Raw genomic sequence first — 636 nt, 5'->3', positions numbered from 1 at the left:
TCCGGCCGCCGCAGGTGATCAGACGCAGCTCGGGCCCCGTCGTGTTGCCGTACACCGTGTCGGTGGGGAAGTCGTTCTTCGCGTACTGGAGCAGGCTGCGGACCCGGAAGTCGACCGTGCCGCCGTCCTCCCTCCGGACCTGGATCAGGTCGCCCGCCTTCAGCTTCGGCACGTTGTGGAACACCGCCGGGCCGTGCGCGGTGTCGTAGTGCCCGATCAGGACGGCGGGCCCGGTCTCCCCCGGCGTCGGGCCGTTGCGGTACCAGCCGACCTCGTCGGCGCGGTCGGCGGCCGGCACCTCGACCGTGCCGTCGGCGTTCAGGCCGAGGCCGGTGATCGGGGCGTCCACCCCGGCCGCGGGGACCAGCAGCCGGGTCGGGGCCGAGGCCGCCAGCGGGCGGGGGGCGGCGGTGGTTCCGGCGGACGTGCCGCCGGCGGAGGCAGCACCGGTCGTCGTCGTCCCCGTCGACGGGGCGGGCGCCGCCGGGGCGGTGGCGTCGGGGGCCTGCCGGGCCGAGGTCTCCACCCGGACCACCGGCGGCTCCGCACGGCCGGAGACCGCCACGGTCGCGCCGATCGCCAGGCAGAGCAGCCCGGCCGCGCCGAAGACACTCCGGTTCAGCCCCGCCCCGCGTC

Annotated in this window: 1 protein-coding gene; it reads right to left on the bottom strand. The window is 77.2% G+C overall.

The features are described from left to right. The coding region (locus BI06_RS44160) for a class F sortase (protein WP_051743047.1) at positions 1 to 636 on the bottom strand (636 nt) is incomplete at both ends.

The sequence above is a fragment of the Kitasatospora sp. MBT66 genome (genome assembly GCF_000710405.2).
In the GTDB taxonomy this organism is placed as follows: Bacteria; Actinomycetota; Actinomycetes; order Streptomycetales; family Streptomycetaceae; genus Kitasatospora; species Kitasatospora purpeofusca.
The sequence above is the reverse complement of the archived record's forward strand: the minus strand, read 5'-3'. Positions and strand labels throughout refer to the sequence as shown.